The organism is Candidatus Poriferisodalis sp. (assembly GCF_965204195.1).
Classification (GTDB): domain Bacteria; phylum Actinomycetota; class Acidimicrobiia; order Acidimicrobiales; family Poriferisodalaceae; genus Poriferisodalis.
In genome coordinates this window covers 2,238,701-2,256,201 of the sequence record NZ_OZ241975.1, presented here as the reverse complement: position 1 = coordinate 2,256,201, position 17,501 = coordinate 2,238,701, and the positions used below count along the sequence as shown (strand labels likewise).

The window sequence follows — 17,501 nt, the reverse complement described above, 5'->3', positions numbered from 1 at the left end:
GCAGGACGGTGATCGGTGCGCGATGCATACGACGTGGTGATCGTGGGCGGCGCCGTCATGGGGTCGTCGATCGCCTGGGCGCTGTCGGCCAGCGAAGGCTTCGACGGATCGGTGCTGGTGGTGGAGCGGGATCCGACCTACGCGAACGCATCCACCACCCACACCAACAGCTGCATGCGTCAACAGTTCTCAAACCCGCTGAACGTGCAGATCTCGCGCTTCAGCGCCGACTTCGTGCGCAACTTCCGGGAACGCCTCGGCGGCGATCCTGAGATCCCCGACATCTTCGTCCACCACTTCGGCTACATGTACCTCGCCGCCGATGAGAGCTTCGCAGACACGCTGCGCCACAACCAGGCCATCCAGGCTGAGCTGGGCTCGGGCACGCGCATCATGAGCCCGGCCGAGATCACGGCCGACTATCCCTTCTACAACGTCGACGACATCATCTGCGGCAGCCACAACCTGACCGACGAGGGCTATTTCGACTCGGGCACCATGTTCGACTGGTGGCGCCGCAAGGCACGCCAGAACGGCGTCACCTACATCACCGACGAGGTCGTGAGTCTCACGACGGCCGCGGGACGCGTGACCACGGCAGTTCTGGCGTCGGGGGGCGAAGTCGGCTGCGGAACCCTGGTGAACGCCGCTGGGCCGCGCGCAGTTGAAGTGGCCCGTATGGCAGGCGCGACCTTGCCGGTGGAGCCGCGCAAGCGGTACACGTTCATCTTCGACGCAGCAGAGCCGCTCGATCGCGCCCTGCCGCTGACCATCGATCCGACCGGTGTCCACATGCGCAGCGACGGCGATGCCTACATGTGCGGATGCACGCCCGACGTGGACCCCGCCGTCGAATACGACGACTTCGCCATGGACCACCACATCTTCGAGGACAAGGTGTGGCCGGTGCTGGCCCATCGCGTGCCCGCCTTCGAGCGCCTCAAGGTCACCAGCCAGTGGGCCGGTCACTACGCGTACAACACGCTCGACCACAACGTGGTGGTCGGACCGCACCACCAGATCGGGAACTTCATCTTCGCCAACGGGTTCTCCGGGCACGGCATGCAGCAGTCGCCCGCCATTGGCCGGGCGGTGTCGGAATGGGTTGCCTACGGCGAGTACCGCACGCTCGATCTCACGCCGCTGGGCTACCGGCGCATCGTGGAGAACCGGCCTTTCGTGGAGAGCGCCATCATCTGAGTCGTCCGAGCGGGTCCGGCTGACGCCTCGGCCGCGCATCAGGTCTCACCACTACTCTCGCTGCCCATGCGATTCGGCATCTTCGACCAGCTCGAACAGCCGGGCGATGTGCCGTGGCATGAGCTCTACCGCCACCGCCTGGACCTGCTGGTACGGGCCGAGCAAGCCGGTGTGTGGGGGTGGCACAAGTCTGAGCACCATCTGATCCCGCTGGATGCCGCCCCCAGCATCAACGTGTTCCTGGCCGCCGCCATCGAGCGCACCAGCAGCATCCGCATCTGCTCGCTCGTGCACCTGCTGCCCTTCTACCACCCGATCCGGCTGGCCGAGGAGCTCTGCATGCTCGACCAGCTCTCCGAGGGGCGGCTGGAGTTCGGCTTCGGCAAGGGCATCAGCGTTCCCGAGCACCTGCTCTGGGGCCTCGACCCCGATGAGGCCATCGCGAAGACAGACGAGTCGCTCGACCTGATCCTCGCCGCCATGCAGACCAGCGGGAACTTCAGCTTTGAGGGCCAGTTCTACGAATTCCGTGATGTGCCGACCGAATTCGAGCCCTACCAGCGGCCCTACCCGCCGCTGTGGCGACCCGGCCAGCTCGAGACTGCCGCCGAGATGGGCGTGCGCACCATGGCCGCAGGACCGCTCGCTGCCGTGGCAGCCAGCACGGCTCGTTACCACGAGCTCCTCGGCGCGGACGGCATCGGCCGGTACCACGCGCCGATGATCGGCGGGCTGCGCCGGCTGATCGTGGCACCCACCGATGCTGAGGCCGACGAGATCGGGCGCCGCACCTGGGCCGCGTTCACCGAGCACCTGACACGTCTGTTCAGGCGCTACGAGATGACCCCACCGAATGACCCGACCCTCGGCGGCGACTACGACAAGGCCAAGCAATTCCAAGCCGTGGTCGTGGGTTCGCCCGAGACCGTGCGTGAGCACTGCGAGCAGTTCGCCGAAGAAGCCGGTACGGACTATTTCGTCGGCGTCTTCGCCTGGGGCGACCTCTCGGCATACGAGGTGGACCGCTCGTTCGACCTCTTCGCCGAGCAGGTGATTGCCCCGCTGGCGACGTCATGACGACGCCGTCATTTACATTTCGCTCTGCGCCAACCAGCAACCGAGGATGACGAACGATGAGCCAATGGAGCCGTGCCGAGATCACCGAAGCGCTTGCCACCTATCAAGCGGCAAGCAAGAAGGCGGGCCAGACCGGTGACTGGCGCGACTGGGCCGACTGCTTCACCGAGGATGCCACCTACGTCGAGCACTTCTTCGGCACGATGACCGGGCGGGAGGCCATCTACCAGTGGATCCAGTCGCAGATGAGCGAGTGGCCGGGCTCCGAGATGATCGAGTTCCCCATCGAGTGGTACATCATCGATGAGGAGCGGGGCTGGGTGGTGTGCCAGATCTGGAATCGCATGACCGATCCAGGCGACGGATCTGACCATCGGGAGTACAACTTCTCACTCCTCAAGTACGCAGGCGACGGCCTGTGGAGCTACGAAGAGGACATCTACAACCCAGAGCGGTTCTTGGAGATGGTGGGGAACTACGAACGGCACAAAGAGACGCTCGCTGCCGGCGCGGAGCAGGCTTCCTCACCTGGGTCGTGACGGCTGCACCGCCAGAATTCTGAATGCACTCAGGTTCGAAGTGAGGGCTGAGCGAGGCATATAGTCGCAAGCGAAGAGGGAGCCATTCGAATGACCGCATTGCATCCCAATGGTGTGAACCATCTCGCCCTGTCCACCCGCGACATGAAGGGCCAGCTGGAGTTCTGGTGCGATGTGCTGGGACTGCCGCTCAAGGCGCTCTACTGGATGCACGGCGTGGATGGCACCTACCACGGCTTCGTGGAGCTGGCGCCCGACAGCTACGTGGCCTTCGTCCAGCACCCGGACAACGCCAAGGACATCGAGCTCGGTGTCACTCACGCAGGTGGGCCGGGCGAGCCGGTGACTGCCGGCACCATGCAGCACGTGGCGTTCAACGTGGACACCTTCGAGGACCTGATGGCACTGCGTGACCGCATCCGCGATCGCGGCGTGCAGGTGTTCGGTCCGATCGACCACGGCTTCATCCAGTCGATCTATTTCGCGGGTCCAGAGGGACTGGCGCTCGAGGTGGCCTGCGGGTCGGCCATCCCCGTCGAGCAGTGGGTGGACCCTGAAGTCCAGGACCTGTGCGGCATCTCTGCGGCCGAACTGGAGCAGTTGAAGTACCCGGCGGAATACAGCCGCCCGGTCGAGCCCGTGCCTCAGCCGTCGGGGGATACCGGCATGCCGCGGCTGATGCCCGAAGATCACTACGACATGGTGATGAGCCTGCCCGATCAGGTGGTGTGGGACCGGATGAGCGAGACCACGCCCCCGGTCGCCGCCGGCTGAGCACCGCACGCCGCGGAGTGAGTGTCGGCGGCATGACTGACACGCAGCCGAGCCGCAAGCGCCGGAGCCTTTGAGTGCTCCAGTGCGGGCGCGCCTGACTGAGGGACGGCTGCCGCATGCGCTTGTTCTCACACCGCAAACGAGCCGCGGCGGCCGGTCCGCTGCCCACCGAGCTGCTGCCCCGGCTCGCGCCCGGGGCGTTCGACGCGACTAAGGAGTTGCCCGGCCCGCTACCCGCACCGGCCACACCTGGCGAGTGGAGCGTCTCGCACACGTTCGGTGACATCGTCGACGTATTTGTGGCGTGCCGGACAGCCGATGTGCTGGCCGCGCCTGCACCCATGCCGAGCGCACAGGCCGCGGTGGACAATATGCGCGGGTATTGCTTCTTCCTCGATGCCGACCTTGCGGGCATCTGCGAGCCATCGCGCGAGTGCTGGACTGCGGAGCCGATCGAGGGGCACTGCAGCGCCATTGCCATCGTCGTGGGGCTGGGACGGCCCATCCGGCCGGGCGAGCCGGGATACGACTGGATCGTCGGCTCCGAACAGGACAACGCCGATCTGCGTGCCACCGAGATCGCCACCGTGCTCACCCGCTATCTGGGCACGCTCGGATATGCGGCCACCGCACACACCGCAGCGGCCTCCGACGTAGACCGCTGCAGGGTCGGCGTCGAAGCCGGGGTGCTCGAGGCCGGGCGTCGCGGGCTCGGACATCCCTTCCTGAAGCGGGGATTCGCCATCGCGGCAGTGACGACGAATCTGGACCTCACGCCTGACGGCCCGCTCGCGCCGCGAAATGCGGTGCAGAACCTTCGCATCTCCCTCCGGCACTGGCTGGGCTGGGGTGGCACCCGGCCGGGGTGGAGCCGTTTGGACGGGCGGCACCGGCCGTGGCACCTCGGCCGCTACCCGATGGAGAAGGTGAAGCGGGTCGACGAGCCGACCACGCTGGTCATACCCGAAGAGGTCACGCGACCTGCGGCGCGGCACAACTTCTTCGTGCGGGCCGGCGCTGGCGACCTGGGGCCGCGCCCACGCAAGGAGGTGGCTCGCTTTATTCGCAAGGCACCTCATGGCATCGCCTCGCAGGAGATGCTGCGGCGGTTGGTTCCGTTGCAGCGCGGCGAGGCGGCCCCGGATATTGGCCCCGGCGCCGACGACCCGGGAGTGAATGCCGATGCGGTCAAGGCGCTGGGTCATTTCATCGGCGCGGACATGACCGGCGTGTGCGAGGCACCCGAATATGCCTGGTACTCCCACCGTCCCGACGGCTCGCCGATCGAGAAGCTGCACCGCAACGCCATTGTGTTCGTGCTCGACCAGGGCTTCGAGACCATGGAGGGCGCCTCGGGCGACGACTGGATCAGCGGCGCGCAGTCGATGCGCGCCTACCTGCGGGCGTCGATCATCGCCAATGCGATCGCTGCGCAGATCCGCCGACTCGGCTACGACGCGCAAGCACATACCGCCGCCGACGACGAGATCAACCACATACCGCTGCTGCTGTCGGCCGGCATCGGGGAGCTGTCACGCATCGGTGAGCTGGTGCTGAACCCGTTCGTGGGACCGCGCTTCAAGTCGGGCGCCATCACCACCGACATGCCGCTCACGCCGGACCGGCCGATCGACTTCGGTCTGCAGGACTTCTGCACCAAGTGCACCAAGTGCGCCCGCGAGTGCCCGGTGGGGGCTATCCGCTTCGGCGACAAGGTGATGTTCAACGGCTATGAGATGTGGAAGCCCGACGTCGACCGCTGCGCCCGCTACCGCATCACCAACATGCGCGGCTCGGCCTGCGGGCGCTGCATGAAGACCTGTCCGTACAACGTCGAGGGAGTGCTGGCCGAGCGGCCGTTCCAGTGGGCAGCGATGAAGCTGCCGTTCGCCCGCTCCTGGATCGCACGGCTCGACGACAAGCTGGGCCGAGGCGAGATCAACCCGGCCAAGAAGTGGTGGGTGGACATCGAGGTGCTCGACGACACGCCGGTCGAGCCGCCGAAGGGTGCAAACACGAGGGGCCTCAACCTCGAGCGCAAGCCGCGGGACGAATCGGGCTTTGCGATGTTCCCGCCCGAGATGGCTCCACCTGGCCCGGACGGGATGGCGCCGTTCCCGCTCGATCGCGAGGCCGGCATCACAGCGTCCCAAGAAGCCGAAACACCCGAGGCAGCACGGGAGCGCATCGGCCGATAGCCGCCCGAAGCACGGAACTGCGAAATCGAGCCTGCGAGGCACGTGAGATGCTGGGAGAGGAGATGCTGATGGCTGAAGTCCGAGGTGCTCACTTGGTGGGCAGCGCTCCAGTATCGAAACCGGACGAGTTGTTCACGCTCGTCCGCGACCATCTTGCGAGCCACCTGCGGCGGGTACCCGACGGCGAAGTCGGCGAACGAGACACTTGGATCGCTTGGCAGTTTCCCAAGCTGGCACAGTGCCCGCAGCTCGAGACCAAGTCGGTGAACTCGGCGTACTTGGGACGCGAGATTCCCCAACACGAGATGATCGACGGTGCCGGGCCGCTCGAACTTGTCGATCTCGGGTATGCCGACGCTGCGCTCGCCTCGTGGGAGCGGTTCGATGCCGCCCAGCGTGCCGGCACGCTGCCCGAGCGGGTGCGCTTCATGGTGGGACTGCCGTCTCCGCTCGGCGTGGTCACCATCTACGTGGCGCCGAACTCTCGCCCGGCCGTGCTTGAAGCATGGACCGCTGCCATGGAAGCCCAGTTGCAGCGCATTCTCGACGGCATTCCGAGCGTTCGGCTGGCTATCCAGTGGGAGGTCTGCATTGAGTTCGGGATTCTTGAAGGTCTGTGGACCTACCAGGACACCGACAACGGCGGCGCAGCGGCTCGCGAGGGCATTGCGCAGCACATCGTCCACCTCGGAAACCTCGTGCCTGCCGACGTCGAGATGGGCTACCACCTGTGCTACGGCGACGCTGGCCATCAGCACTTCGTCGAGCCGAGCGACACCGGACACCTTGCATGGGCGGCCCAGACGTTGCTGGAGCAGGTGAACAGGCGCATCGACTGGATTCACCTGCCGGTGCCGAAGCAGCGAGACGACGACGCGTACTTCGAAGCGCTGGGAGCGGTGGAGTTCCCCGACGAAACCGAGCTGTATCTCGGGTTGGTGCATGTCACGGGCGGCGAGGAAGGGACTCGCCGCCGCATCGCCACTGCGTCGCGGCATGTGTCTCGATTTGGCCTTGCCACCGAGTGCGGGTTCGGGCGTCGTCCGCTGTCACAGATCCCTACGCTGCTCGATCAGCACGCAGCACTCAGCGAACCCTGGCCGCCGTGATCTGTCGAAACCCGAGGCCAGCAAGGAGGCTGTAGCAGCGGACGGCGGACGCGGCGCGACAGTGACAGCTGGAGTTCACCGGTGCTAGCAATCAGTGCTATAACTTAGTGATGGCTACCACGAGGACAACGTTTACACTTGACCGTGAACTGGCCGCGCAGGCTCACCGGCTGAGCGTCAACATCTCTGCCGCCGCTAGAGAGGGCGTTACAGCTGCCGTCAAGCGAGCTCTGGGCGAATCCGACCGGGCGGCGTACGAACGCTTGCCGGAAGAACCTGACGACTTCTGGGATGACGCCGAGGCTTGGGGCAGCGAGTGACCAGAGGTGAGGTGAGGTGGGCCCACGTCGGCGCCAAGAGTCGGCCCGTACTTGTGCTGACACGCCCAGAGGTGATCGATGTGCGTGAGCTGGTGACGGTGGCCGAGATCACCACGACCATTCGAGGACTCGCGGTCGAGGTTCCCCTCGACGCTGCGGAGATCGGACTTCCGTCGGACTCGGTCGTCAACTGTGACGGTTTGCACACGATTCGACGGTCGGCGTTCGGCGAACGCGTCGGCGAAGTGGACGAGACGACCCTAGGGTCGGTCTGCCGAGCAGTTGCCTACGCCTTGGGCTGCTGAGGGAAGTCGGCGGCGGTGCAGTTCTGCAGGGTTCGCAGCGTCGCAGAGGCGGTTGACGAGCTGAGCCGCTGGGGCACGGAGGGGCGGATCCTGGCGGGTGGAACCGACGTGATGCCGCAGTACTTGCGAGGCGAACATGCGCCTGCCGCGCTGATCGACATCAGCGGGATCGACGGCTTGCAGGGCATCTCCGAGGTCGGCGGGGTGACAAGCATCGGCGCGCTGGTCACGCTGCGCAGGCTCGCCACGGCGTCGCTCGTTCAGCTGCGGCACCCGGCGCTGGCGCAGGCGGCTGCGTCGGTTGGGGCTTGGCAGACCCAGACGGTGGCCACGGTGGGCGGCAACGTGTGCACTGCAGCGGCAACGGCCGACACGCTGCCCGCCCTGCTCGTCGCCGATGCGCAGCTGACGCTAGTGTCGAAATCTGGCCGGCGACGCATCGGCCTGGAGGAGTTCCTCGAGGGCCCCGGTGCGACGGGGCTGCGGCCGACCGAACTGCTGCGTGCCATCGAGGTGGAGCCGCTCGGAGAACGCAGCGCCGAGGGGTATCTGAAGTTTGGCCGGCGCAGCGCCATGGATCTGGCGGTGGTGGGCTTGACGCTCCGGCTGTCGGTGACTCCGAGCGGCGTCGTCAGCGACGCCCGCATCGCGGTGTGCGGCGGCACCCGGTCGCCGCACAGAGTGTCGAGCGCCGAAGCTGCGATCGCGGGCAGCCAGCTCATAGATGGTCGTCTCGACTGCGCGGAAGCGGCTGCAGAGCTCGCGAGTGCTGCAGTGCCGGAACGGGCTGACTCCGCGCAGTACCGACGTCGGGTGCTGCCCGGTCTGCTGAGCCGGTTGGCGGAGCGGTGCGTCGCCGAGATCTCCGGGGCAGGTGGCTGATGCCTGGCGCTGCGGGCGAGCAATCCGTCTCGATCCGGCTCATCGTCAATGACCGGCGCCATCAGCTCGAAGCATCCGCAGGGGAGACTCTGCTCGGCACCTTGCGTGAACGTCTCGCGCTCACCGGACCGAAGGAAGCCTGCGGTGAGGGCGAGTGCGGTGCCTGCACCGTCTTGGTGGACGGCGCGCCGGTGGCCTCGTGCATATTGGCCACCGGTTCCGTGAACGGCCGCGCCATTCTCACGGTCGAAGGGCTTGCCGGGACGGGCGAACTCACTGCGTTGCAGCAAGCCTTTGTGAACCATGCCGCCGTGCAATGCGGCTACTGCACGCCCGGCGTGCTCATGGTGCTCACCGCCCTGCTGGACGACGTTGCGGACCCCTCTGAGGCCGACATCCGCCGAGCGCTCGCCGGCAACATCTGCCGCTGCACCGGGTACCAGCAGATCATCGAAGCAGCGCTGGATGCTGCGGCGTCGGTGAAGCCATGAGCGTCCTGGGAACCAGCCCCGATCGCAGCGATGCCGACGCGAAGCTGCGCGGCCAGGCGATCTTCGGTGCTGACCTGTCACGAACCGGGATGCTGTGGGCGGCGCTTGCCCGGTCGCCTGTTGCAGCCGGCCGGATCCGGGCAATCGACCCAGCGCCCGCACTCAGGGTCGACGGGGTGCTCGAAGTGCTGACGTCGGCAGACGTGCCGGACTGGCGAACCGGTGTGATCGTGTCGGACACCCCGTTGCTGGCCGCGGACTATGTGGCCTACGAGGGCGAGCCCGTTGCAATCGTGGTTGCCGAGAGCCGAACGGCTGCCGAGGCCGGCTCTCGGGCAGTGGCACTCGACATCGAGACGGCCGAACCCGTCTCCACGCCTGAGCAGGCCCTCGCCCCCGGCGCGCGCCTGGTGCATCCCGATTGGAACCGTTTCGCCGTGGCGGGCGGCGCGGACATCGGGCGAGGCGGCAACGTGGTCGCAGAAGTCGTGCACGATCCCGGCGACCTCGATGAGGCATTCGCCGCTGCCGACGTCGTGGTGGAGGGCACCTACCGCACGCCCCGGCAGTACCAGGCGCATCTGGAACCCAAGATGGCGCTCGCCACCTACGAATCTGGCCGCTTCACCATCGAGGTATCCCACCAGTATCCGTTCCGCCTTCGTGACCGGGTGGCCCAGATCTTGGGTGTCGCACCGTCAACTGTGCGGGTGGTGGGTCATCACATCGGCGGGGGATTCGGAGCAAAGCTAGATGTCAGCCTTGAGGCATTCGCCGCGTTGCTGGCCCGGCGCTTTCGACGCCCCGTGCGCATGCAGCACACTGCTCTCGAAGAGCGCCTGGTGGCGCCGTGCCGGGCCAATGCGATCGTGGCGGTGCGTTCGGCCGTGCGGCGCGACGGCACGATCCTGGCAACCGATGTGGAGATCGTGTCCGACAGCGGTGCCTACGCCAACAACGGGCCGGCGCTGTCGTCGATTCCCATGTTCGTTTTCGGATCGATCTACCGGGTCGGCACGGCGCGTATTCGGACACGCAACGTGTACACGAACACGGCGCCGACGGGTGCCTACCGAGGCGTCAACGGACCGTGGCTGGTGTTCGCCAATGAGCGGCACATGGACGCAATAGCCGATGCGCTCGGCCGCGATCGCCGGGACTTCAGACTGGAGTCATTGGCTCAAGACGGCGATCTGATGCGCAACGGCCAGCCGCTCGTGGAGGCGTCGATCCTGAGGGAGGCCTTCGACCGAGTCGATGAGCTGGCGCCCTGGCGCGACATCGTGTCGCGCAATCAGGAACAGAGCGACGTCGTGCTGCGTGGCGCGCGGCAGAGCGGTGCCGTGTCGCGTAGTGCGGAGCAAAGCGGCACAGTGCAGCACGGCGTGCGGCAAGACGACATCGGGTCGGGTGAGGCAGGTGGGCAACGCGCGATTACCGGCGAGCTGCGAGGCGTCGGGCAAGCGGCGGCGGTGTGGCTGACGAATCCCATGCCCGGCCACGCGACCGTCAAGCTGAACGAGGACGGCACTGCCACGGTGATCACTTCGGCAACCGAGAACGGCTCGGGCGCCGTGGCCACTGGCCTGCGCCAGATCGCCGCCGAGGCGCTCGGTCTTGCTGCTAACGCTGTGACGATCACTATGCCCGACACAGACGCCACGGGGTACGACGCCGGTTCGCAGGGCAGTCGGACCACCCACGTTGTCGGCCGGGCCATCGCCGACGCTTCAGCCGACGTTCGCAGCCAGGTGCTGGACCGGGCAAGCCAGATGCTGGAAGCGGCTCCCGAGGATCTAGTGATCGCCGGCGGCGTCGTGACGGTTGCGGGCGTGCCCGCTGCCAGCCTGACGCTTGGTGCGGTCGCACAAGCGGCCACCTGGTCCGACGGGCCAATCACGGCGGGGGCTTCCTATGTCACCCCGACGCCGCCGCACGATCCCATGTGCGCGACCGGCATGCTGATCAAGGGATGGCCGACGCCCACCTACCACCTGCACCAGGCCGAGGTGAGCGTCGACCCGGTCACCGGCAGGGTCACCGTCGACCGGTACGTGGTGTGCCAGGAGGTGGGCCGGGCCATACACCCCGACGCCATCGCCGGACAGATCCAGGGCGGAGTCGCCCAGGGCTTGGGCTTCGCGTTGAGCGAGCGTGTCGATCTGGACCACGGTCGCTACGTCCTGCGCACGTTCAAAGCACACGGCTTGCCGCTGGCGGAAGATGTCCCGAAGGTGGAGATGATCGTGATGGAACACGCCGACGCTGCCGGGCCCTACGGAGCGAAGGGCGCTGCCGAGCCCCCGATCGTCCCGGTGGCGGCTGCTGTTGCCAATGCCGTCTCCGATGCCATTGGCGTGCCGTTTGACACGCTGCCGATCACTCCCGAAGCGGTGCTGGAGGCTCTGGAGGCTGAGCCGAATGGCGAAGCCGTGGCCCGAGCGGCCCGTGAGCGCAGCGAACAAGAGCGGGAAACAACAGGGCGGGCATCGTGAGTTCAACGCAGCCGGCCGCGCCTGGAACGTTGCGCATCGGTGTGGACGTGGGCGGCACCAACACCGACGCGGTCGCCATGTCTGGCAGCGAGGTCGTGGGGTGGTCCAAGGCGGTCACGACGCCGGAGGTGACCGAGGGCATCGTGACCGCTGTCCGGGCGGTGCTTGACGACTGCGGCGCGTCGCCCGATGCGATCGGTGCGGTCATGATCGGCACGACGCATTTCACCAACGCGCTGGTGGAGGGTCGCCGCCTCGTGCCCACCGCTGTGGTGCGACTCGGGCTCCCCGCCACGCGGGGACTGCCGCCTTTCATCGACTGGCCCGAGCGCTTGCGGGCGGTGCTGGGCGATCACATCTATCTTTGCCATGGCGGCCACGAGTTCGACGGTCGGCTGATCAGCCCCATCGATCACGACGAGCTGCGGGCCGCAGCGCACGACATCGTCTCGAAGGGCGTGGGCTCGGTGGCGGTGGCCTCGGTCTTCTCGCCCGTCGACGCCAGCTTCGAGGCTGAGGCCCGCGACGTCTTTGCAGAGGAGGCACCGGAACTCGACATCAGCCTGTCGAGCGAGATCGGCCGGCTGGGGCTGCTCGAACGTGAGAACGCAGCCGTCGTGAATGCGTGCCTGCGGCCGCTTGCTGAGCGAACCGTGTCCGGGTTGATCGGGGCGCTGGTCGAGCTCGGCCTCGATTGCCCACTGCACGTCAGCCAGAACGACGGCACGTTGATGAGCGCCGACTTCGCCCGCCGCTACCCGGTGGCCACGTTTGCCTCGGGACCCACCAATTCGATGCGGGGAGCGGCATTTCTGAGCGGCGTCCGGGATGGGGTCGTCATCGACGTGGGGGGCACGACCTCCGACGTCGGGGTGCTGGTGCACGGCTTCCCCCGAGAGGCCTCGACGGCGGTCTCGGTGGCAGGCGTGCGCACGAACTTCCGGATGCCCGATGTGCTCTCGCTAGGACTCGGCGGAGGGAGCTTGGTGCGCTCCGGCAACGGCGTTGAGGGCGACGTGACGGTGGGGCCCGACAGCGTCGGTTACGAGCTCACCGATCGGGCGCTGGTGTTCGGCGGTGGCGAGCTGACCGCCACGGATATTGCCGCTGCTGCGGGCATGGCTGACATCGGCGATCGGGGCCCGGTCAGCGACGTGGGCGCTGGGCTGGTGGGCGGTGCGGTCGAATGCATGCAGGACATGCTGGCCACCGCAGTCGAACAGATGAAGACGTCGGCCGACCCGGTTCCTGTCGTGGTGGTGGGCGGCGGGGGAGTGCTGGTACGTGACGGCTTGGCGGGAGCGTCGGAGACGATACGACCCGACTATTTCTCGGTTGCCAGCGCGATCGGCGCAGCCATCGCGCAGGTCGGCGCCGAGACCGACCGGGTGTACTCGATGGCGTCGATGACCCGCGACGAGGCAATGGCCGAGGCCCGCTCGGTTACGACACAGCGCGCGGTCGACGCGGGCGCCGACGCGGCCACCGTCGAGATCACCGACATCGATGAGATCCCCCTCACATACCTGCCGTCGAACGCCATACGGATCCGGGTGAAGGCAGTCGGTGACCTTGCTGCGGGCAACGGCATATCCGGCGGGGGAGGTGGCCCATGAGCACACAAGGCAAGATCGGCCTCATCCTCGGCAGCGCGATCGCCCCCGAGGACATCGCTGGGGCTGCCACGCAGGCCGAGGACAGCGGCTTCGACGAGATCTGGCTTGCGGAGGACTATTTCTTCACGGGCGGCATCTCCGGTGCCTCCGTGGTGCTCGGGGCCACGAGCGAGATCACCGTGGGCCTGGGTGTGGTGTCGGCGGTGGCCCGCCATCCCTCGGTGCTGGCGATGGAGCTGGCCACGCTGAGCCGCTCGTCGCCCAGGCGGCTGATCGCAGGTGTGGGCCTAGGAGTGCCGGCATGGGTACGCCAGATGGGCCTGCATCCCCGTTCGCCGCTGCAGGCTGTCCGGGAGTGCGTGACGGCGGTCAAGTCGCTGCTCGGCGGCGACACGCTGGACCGGCACGGCGGCCTGTTCGACTTCGACAACGTCAAGCTCACCTTTCCCGAGACGGGACCGCCGATGCCAGTCCGCCTCGGCGTGTCAGGGCCGAACATGCTGCGGCTGGGCGGCGAGATCGCCGACGGCACGATCCTGTCGGTGTGCTCAAGCTTGCGCTACGTGGAGTGGGCCGCCGAGCGCATCGACGAGGGTCGCGAGATCGCCGGCCGCACCGATCCTCACCCGATCACTGTGTTCGCGCTGTACGCCGTGGACGAAGACGGCCAGGTAGCTCGCGACTCGGCCCGGGCGTCGTTGGCGTTCTACCGCCAGCACGGGCCGAACGCCCTGACGGATGTGTACGGCATTTCCGACGAGTTACAGGTGCTGATCGACCAAGGCGGCTACGCCGCCGTGCGAGACGGCATGCCCGACCAGTGGGTCGCCGACCTGACCGTCGCAGGCACCCCCGCAGAATGCGCCGCCAAGATCCGGGCGCTGCTGGCCGGCGGTGCCGACTCGGTGGCGCTGGCGCCCCTTGCGACCGACCGGCTCTCGGAGATCATCGACCTCACCGCGAGCGAAGTTCTGCCGCTGGTCTGAGTTGCTTGTGCGAGCGCCAAGGCTTCGCCGGCGCTCACCCGACAAGGCGCCAGGGCTTCGCCGGCGTTCAGATGCGAAGCTTCAAACGGCGGGCTGGTACTCGGCGTCGATGCCGAAGGCGTGGGGGCCGACGACGGCCAGCGCTTCGGGGGTGCGCAGCAGGTCGGGCGCGGGCAGCACCAGCACGTCGGCGCGCACGCCGAACCGCAGCAACTCGGTGGTGATCGGCTCGCCGGTGTCGGTGGTGACCAGCGTGATGAGGTCGGGCACCATCACCTGGGGCACGTCGTTTTCGTAGATGGCGAGGTTCTCGTTCTGGAAGTCGATACGGACGGTGCGCCCGGCATCGTCGCCGATGCCAGCCACGGTCATCTGGCCGCGCGCAAACCCGGCCGCGTTGCGGCGATGCACGTCGGTGACCTTGCCGCGCAAGTAGCGCATGCCGCCTGCGACACCCAGGATCGCCTCGGTGGGATCGTCCTTGACATCGCGCGCACGGTGCACTGCATGGCCGATCTCGCTCGCGAGACGCAACGTGTGGGGAATGATCGAGCGGCGGCAGTACGCGCCGTCCATCACGGCGGAGGCCAGCCCGGTGTGTGCGCCCATCTCGACCGTCGCAGCCCGGGCGATGCGCTCGAGCCACTTGGCATCCAGCACGTCGGAGATGATCACCTGGTTGCCCCGCTCGTCGGCGATGGCGGCGGGATAGGGGCTGCCGCCGTAGATGAGGTAGGTGATCATCTGCAGCTCGGGGAAGGCCCGGCCCATGCCGTCGCCGTTCACGATGGGAATGTCCATCGCCGCGGCGACCACCATCGGCACCATCGAGTTGCTGCCGCCCATCTCGAACGGTGCGATGGCGTCGAACTTCCGGCCCAGGTGGCCTTCAAGCGCCCGGGCGGCCACCGTCTCCTCGTCGCCGCTGGCTAGCTTCTCGTGGCTGACCATCGGCGAGCCCATGCCGCCGACGGCCACCAGCAGGTCGTCGTCGGCGATCTCGTCGGGCTCGATGACGCGCACCCGGCCACCGTTGCGTATCACCTGCAGCACCCGAAGCCGCCCGAGATACGGATTGCCGCCGCCGCCGGTGCCCAGCACCGCAGCCCCCAAGGCGATCGGTGCGAGATCGGGCTCAGTGATCTCCCACACGGCACCCCTCCTGCCCCCGGCCCGCCAGCACAGCAACCGCCGACGCTAGCCCCCGGCGAGCAGGCGCCGGCAGCCGCCGAGAACACCGCTCAGCAGCAGCTCGAATTGACCGTCGGGCCATTCCACCTCGGGCCGCTGGGCCTTCCATCCGATGATGGCCATGCCTCGGATCAGCTCGAACATCGGCACCAAGGCCAGATCGTTGTCGCTGATAGCCCGCACATCTCGGTAGCCGTTCAAGAACTCCGTCGCGGCCGCCTCGAAGTCGGGAGCGGCCCGCGAATGGAACATTGCCACGGCGATGTCGTACTGGTGCCAGCCGAACCCGGCGTCATCGAAATCGATGACTGAGAGCTGGCCGCCTGATACCAGCAAGTTCGCCAGGTGCAGGTCGGCATGGATCATGCTGAATGTCCGCTCGGGCTCGCCGTACCGGTCCAGTGTCTGCCGGCAGGCATCACGAGCGGCCATCAGAAGGTCGCGCTCGCCGGCAGTCAGCTTGGGATGTTCCCAGAACGGGCCCCAGAAGGGGGCATCGCCGAGCAGGCCATCGCTGTCCAAGCGATGACGGGTGAACGACGACGGAGGCGTCCACGTTGTCGCTTGGTTGTGCATGGCGGCCATCAGCCCGCCGAGTTGGCCGAACGACTCCGATATCTCCGAGAGCGCTTCGTTCGTGCCTCCCGGCTGGGTGAGCAGCACGCCCACGATCTCCCCGTCAACCCACAGGTTCAGCCCGGCATTGCGGGTCTCATTGGGCCCGGTGTCGACGGGCACGAAGTAGCGACCGTCGGGAGCGCAGACCGGTGTGGGCACGCAGATGCCCGAATCGCGCAGCGCTGCCAGCCAGATGCGCTCGGAGTCGAGCTCTGCCGCTGTGTGGTACCCGGGCCGGTGCAATCGCAGTACATAGGCCTGCCGGGAACCGGCTTCGACAGCCCGGAAGGTGATGTTCTCGCTGATGCCGACCAACTCGAGGTGGGTCGTTTCCACGCCGAACGCTTCGAGCGCTTGATGTGCCGCGCTCAGCCAGCGGCTATCCATCGATGTCGTCGATGACTGCGTCGAAGGCTGACAGGAACTCCTCTGCGTGGGACTGCTGCAGCACGAGCGGCGGGCGGAGCTTCAGCACGTTGGCGAATGCACCGGCGTTCGAGGCAAGGATGCCGCGCTCCTTCAGCCGGTCGGTGACCTCGACCGCTCGTGCTCGGTCTGGAGCCAGACCCTCCCCAGACACCATCTCCACGCCGATGAACAGGCCGTGCCCGCGAACGTCGCCGATCCACGGGCAACCCGCCGCCCGATCGACGAGCGCGGCCTTCAGATAGCGGCCGATCTCGCTGACGCTCGACGCAAGGCCGCGTTCCTCGATCTCGTCGATCACCGCGTGACCCACGGCTGCTTGCAGGGGACTGGCGGCGAACGTGTTGAAGTGTCGCGTCCGCGCGCGGAAGCCCTCCACGACCTCCCTGCTGGCGACCGTCGCCGACAGCGGCAGACCGTTGCCCATCGGCTTGCCCATCACAGCGATGTCCGGCTGGAAACCCGTGACCTCGTATCCCCACCAGTGACCAGTCCGGCAGTAGCCGGCCTGCACCTCGTCGGTGATGACCAGCCCGCCAGCGTCGCGCACCATCTGCGCGGCCCTCGCCATGAAATCGCCTGGGATGTCCGGCAAGCCCTCGTTCGCCAGGATCGAGCACAAGATGATTGCCGCGACGCCGTGTCCAGATTCTTCGAGGTGTCCGATGGCGGCTGCGAGCTCGTCGAGATAAGCGTCGGCCAGCTCAGCGTCATCGAGGCCGTCTTTGATGGGACGGAAGCGCTGCGGGAAGGGGATCGTCGCGACGTCGGGATGCGCCTCTGGCTCCCTTGCTGCCAGCGTCAGCGCAATGACCGCCTCGCTGTTCCCGTGGTAGGTCGCGTCGGTGGCAATCACGCCGCGTCGGCCCGTGGCGAGTCGTGCCATGCGCAGCCCCACCTCGACAGCTTCGGTGCCGCTGCAGCTGATGACCGCGCTCTCGATGCCGTCGTGATGCAGCGCCACCAGGCGCTCGGCGAAGCTCACGATGCCCTCGTGCAGGTACCGGCTGTGCACGTTCAGCGTGGCCTGCTGGGCGGCCATCGCCTCGGCGACCCGAGTGTTGCCGTGGCCCACGCATGGCACGTTGTTGTACATGTCGATGTAGCGGCGGCCGTCGGCGTCGAAGAGCTCGACGCCGTCGCCCCGCACGATGTGCAGGGGCTCGGTATAGAAGAGCTGCGCACCGGCGCCCAGCGCCCGTTCCCGGCGCTCAAGCAGCTTTCTGGCAACCGGCGCGCTCATCGAAACGGTGATGCGTGTCGATGCGGCCGTT

At 67.3% G+C, this 17,501-nt stretch carries 16 protein-coding genes; 13 read left to right on the top strand and 3 right to left on the bottom strand.

Annotated elements, in window-relative coordinates:
• The first annotated feature begins 15 nt into the window (after window positions 1-15).
• From ACOGI8_RS09990 to ACOGI8_RS09930, 13 genes are all read left to right on the top strand, one after another.
• Window positions 16-1,200, top strand: coding sequence for an NAD(P)/FAD-dependent oxidoreductase (locus ACOGI8_RS09990; RefSeq protein ID WP_419853656.1), 1,185 nt, complete (start codon window positions 16-18; stop codon window positions 1,198-1,200).
• Between the two features lie 66 nt (window positions 1,201-1,266).
• On the top strand, window positions 1,267-2,277 hold the full coding sequence (locus ACOGI8_RS09985) for an LLM class flavin-dependent oxidoreductase (protein WP_419853655.1): 1,011 nt from the start codon (window positions 1,267-1,269) through the stop codon (window positions 2,275-2,277).
• A gap of 56 nt (window positions 2,278-2,333) precedes the next feature.
• Window positions 2,334-2,816 (top strand): nuclear transport factor 2 family protein, encoded by a 483-nt coding sequence (locus ACOGI8_RS09980; RefSeq protein ID WP_419853654.1) that lies wholly within the window; start codon window positions 2,334-2,336, stop codon window positions 2,814-2,816.
• 90 nt (window positions 2,817-2,906) lie between these two features.
• Window positions 2,907-3,590, top strand: a complete 684-nt coding sequence (locus ACOGI8_RS09975; protein WP_419853653.1) for a VOC family protein — start codon at window positions 2,907-2,909, stop codon at window positions 3,588-3,590.
• A 116-nt stretch (window positions 3,591-3,706) separates the two neighbouring features.
• Window positions 3,707-5,788 (top strand): 4Fe-4S dicluster domain-containing protein, encoded by a 2,082-nt coding sequence (locus tag ACOGI8_RS09970; RefSeq protein ID WP_419853652.1) that lies wholly within the window; start codon window positions 3,707-3,709, stop codon window positions 5,786-5,788.
• 68 nt (window positions 5,789-5,856) lie between these two features.
• Window positions 5,857-6,897, top strand: coding sequence for a hypothetical protein (locus ACOGI8_RS09965; RefSeq protein WP_419853651.1), 1,041 nt, complete (start codon window positions 5,857-5,859; stop codon window positions 6,895-6,897).
• Between the two features lie 110 nt (window positions 6,898-7,007).
• Window positions 7,008-7,217 (top strand): type II toxin-antitoxin system CcdA family antitoxin, encoded by a 210-nt coding sequence (locus tag ACOGI8_RS09960; protein ID WP_419853650.1) that lies wholly within the window; start codon window positions 7,008-7,010, stop codon window positions 7,215-7,217.
• 11 nt (window positions 7,218-7,228) lie between these two features.
• Entirely contained in the window at window positions 7,229-7,522 is a 294-nt protein-coding gene (locus ACOGI8_RS09955; protein ID WP_419853649.1) for a type II toxin-antitoxin system PemK/MazF family toxin, read from the top strand.
• A 15-nt stretch (window positions 7,523-7,537) separates the two neighbouring features.
• Window positions 7,538-8,404, top strand: a complete 867-nt coding sequence (locus ACOGI8_RS09950) for an FAD binding domain-containing protein (protein WP_419853648.1) — start codon at window positions 7,538-7,540, stop codon at window positions 8,402-8,404.
• Window positions 8,404-8,895: a (2Fe-2S)-binding protein gene (locus ACOGI8_RS09945; RefSeq protein ID WP_419853647.1), complete on the top strand. Its 492-nt coding sequence runs from the start codon at window positions 8,404-8,406 to the stop codon at window positions 8,893-8,895. Before ACOGI8_RS09950 ends, ACOGI8_RS09945 begins: the two co-directional genes overlap by 1 nt.
• Window positions 8,892-11,390, top strand: coding sequence for a xanthine dehydrogenase family protein molybdopterin-binding subunit (locus ACOGI8_RS09940; RefSeq protein WP_419853646.1), 2,499 nt, complete (start codon window positions 8,892-8,894; stop codon window positions 11,388-11,390). Before ACOGI8_RS09945 ends, ACOGI8_RS09940 begins: the two co-directional genes overlap by 4 nt.
• A gap of 29 nt (window positions 11,391-11,419) precedes the next feature.
• The gene (locus ACOGI8_RS09935) at window positions 11,420-13,006 is read left to right on the top strand and encodes a hydantoinase/oxoprolinase N-terminal domain-containing protein (RefSeq protein ID WP_419856393.1); all 1,587 of its coding nucleotides are present in this window, start codon (window positions 11,420-11,422) and stop codon (window positions 13,004-13,006) included.
• Entirely contained in the window at window positions 13,003-13,992 is a 990-nt protein-coding gene (locus ACOGI8_RS09930; protein ID WP_419853645.1) for an LLM class flavin-dependent oxidoreductase, read from the top strand. The genes ACOGI8_RS09935 and ACOGI8_RS09930 overlap by 4 nt, the downstream gene beginning before the upstream one ends.
• 81 nt (window positions 13,993-14,073) lie before the next feature.
• On the opposite strand, the gene ACOGI8_RS09925 is transcribed toward ACOGI8_RS09930, so the two are convergent.
• The 3 genes from ACOGI8_RS09925 to ACOGI8_RS09915 are packed head-to-tail and all read right to left on the bottom strand — an operon-like array spanning window position 14,074 to window position 17,470.
• The gene (locus ACOGI8_RS09925) at window positions 14,074-15,144 is read right to left on the bottom strand and encodes a DUF917 domain-containing protein (protein ID WP_419853644.1); all 1,071 of its coding nucleotides are present in this window, start codon (window positions 15,142-15,144) and stop codon (window positions 14,074-14,076) included.
• 45 nt (window positions 15,145-15,189) lie between these two features.
• On the bottom strand, window positions 15,190-16,188 hold the full coding sequence (locus ACOGI8_RS09920) for a phosphotransferase enzyme family protein (protein ID WP_419853643.1): 999 nt from the start codon (window positions 16,186-16,188) through the stop codon (window positions 15,190-15,192).
• Window positions 16,181-17,470: an aspartate aminotransferase family protein gene (locus ACOGI8_RS09915; protein WP_419853642.1), complete on the bottom strand. Its 1,290-nt coding sequence runs from the start codon at window positions 17,468-17,470 to the stop codon at window positions 16,181-16,183. The genes ACOGI8_RS09920 and ACOGI8_RS09915 overlap by 8 nt, the downstream gene beginning before the upstream one ends.
• Between the last annotated feature and the right edge of the window lie 31 nt (window positions 17,471-17,501).

Coding starts and splice junctions, on each gene's coding strand:
- ACOGI8_RS09985 (WP_419853655.1), top strand. CDS start 1,267: ATGCGATTCGGCATCTTCGACCAGCTCGAACAGCCGGGCGATGTGCCG.
- ACOGI8_RS09975 (WP_419853653.1), top strand. CDS start 2,907: ATGACCGCATTGCATCCCAATGGTGTGAACCATCTCGCCCTGTCCACC.
- ACOGI8_RS09980 (WP_419853654.1), top strand. CDS start 2,334: ATGAGCCAATGGAGCCGTGCCGAGATCACCGAAGCGCTTGCCACCTAT.
- ACOGI8_RS09970 (WP_419853652.1), top strand. CDS start 3,707: ATGCGCTTGTTCTCACACCGCAAACGAGCCGCGGCGGCCGGTCCGCTG.
- ACOGI8_RS09940 (WP_419853646.1), top strand. CDS start 8,892: ATGAGCGTCCTGGGAACCAGCCCCGATCGCAGCGATGCCGACGCGAAG.
- ACOGI8_RS09930 (WP_419853645.1), top strand. CDS start 13,003: ATGAGCACACAAGGCAAGATCGGCCTCATCCTCGGCAGCGCGATCGCC.
- ACOGI8_RS09960 (WP_419853650.1), top strand. CDS start 7,008: ATGGCTACCACGAGGACAACGTTTACACTTGACCGTGAACTGGCCGCG.
- ACOGI8_RS09920 (WP_419853643.1), bottom strand. CDS start 16,188: ATGGATAGCCGCTGGCTGAGCGCGGCACATCAAGCGCTCGAAGCGTTC.
- ACOGI8_RS09945 (WP_419853647.1), top strand. CDS start 8,404: ATGCCTGGCGCTGCGGGCGAGCAATCCGTCTCGATCCGGCTCATCGTC.
- ACOGI8_RS09915 (WP_419853642.1), bottom strand. CDS start 17,470: ATGAGCGCGCCGGTTGCCAGAAAGCTGCTTGAGCGCCGGGAACGGGCG.
- ACOGI8_RS09965 (WP_419853651.1), top strand. CDS start 5,857: ATGGCTGAAGTCCGAGGTGCTCACTTGGTGGGCAGCGCTCCAGTATCG.